This is a genomic window from Deltaproteobacteria bacterium GWC2_65_14 (assembly GCA_001797615.1).
Taxonomy (GTDB): Bacteria; Desulfobacterota; Deferrimicrobia; order Deferrimicrobiales; family Deferrimicrobiaceae; genus GWC2-65-14.
The window spans coordinates 1-1,151 of record MGPV01000021.1 but is presented as its reverse complement, the minus strand read 5'-3'; the positions used below and the strand labels follow the sequence as shown (position 1 = coordinate 1,151).

Below are 1,151 nucleotides of genomic sequence, written 5' to 3'. Positions count from 1 at the left end.
ATCTTCCTTCCCGACGGCAGCGGGGTGGACATCATCAAACCGATCCGGTCGGCGAGGGACGGCACGCCCATCATCATGGTCTCGGGGCAGAGCGATGTGGAGGAGGTCGTCCGGGCCATGAAGGACGGCGCGAACGACTACATCAAGAAGCCGTTTCGCGGGGAGGAGCTCCTCCTCAAGATCGAAATGGTCCTCGAGGCGACCCAGGCCAAGTGGGAGCTCGCCGATCTCAGGACCAAGGTCCGGGCGGAGGAGGAGTACAAGCTCCTGTTCTCCTTGAGCGACCGGATGAACAAGGTGCAGGCGATCGTCGACCAGGTGGCCAACACCGACATCTCGTTGCTGATCACCGGGGAAAGCGGCACGGGGAAAGAGCTGGTGGCCAAGGCGCTGCACAAGGCATCCGATCGGGCGAAGGAGCCGTTCATCAAGGTCAACTGCTCCGCCCTTCCCCGGGAGCTGCTGGAAAGCGAGCTGTTCGGGTTCGAGAAGGGGGCGTTCACCGGGGCCCACCGGCGCAAGTACGGCCGCTTCGAGATCGCCCAGAACGGCACGATCTTCCTCGACGAGATCAGCGAGATGCATACCGACCTCCAGTCGAAGCTCCTCCACGTGCTTCAGGAGAAACAGTTCTACCGGATCGGGGGAGAGCGGGAAGTCAAGGTCAACTGCCGGATCCTCACGGCGACGAATCGGAACCTCGAGGACATGGTGGAGCAGGGGCGCTTCCGGCGCGATCTCTTCTACCGGATCAACGTGGTGACGGTCGCCATCCCGCCGCTTCGGGAGCGCAAGGAGGATATCCCGCTGCTGATCGACTATTTCCTCTCCCGGTACGCCGAGATGTACAACCGGGATTCCGTCAGGATCTCCCCGCGGCTGATGGAGCAGTTCCTCGAGTACCCCTGGCCCGGGAACGTCCGCGAGCTGGAAAACAACATCAAGCGGTTCATCATCCTGGGGAACGAGGCGCAGATCCTGGCCGAGTTCGAGAGGAAGCGGAGGAACGGGGCGCTGCCTGAAATCCTCGACCTGGAGGAGGATCCACCGTTCCCGGTGGAGCGACCATCCCGCCAGCCGGTCGCGGCCAGGCGGAAGGGGAACGGCGAGAACGACATTCCGGTGCACGAGAAGGCGACGCTGAAGGAAGT

At 63.0% G+C, this 1,151-nt stretch carries 1 protein-coding gene; it reads left to right on the top strand.

The features are described from left to right. Positions 1–1,151, top strand: a 1,151-nt coding sequence (locus tag A2X88_03895) for a hypothetical protein (protein ID OGP34888.1), incomplete at both ends; no start/stop codon positions are given.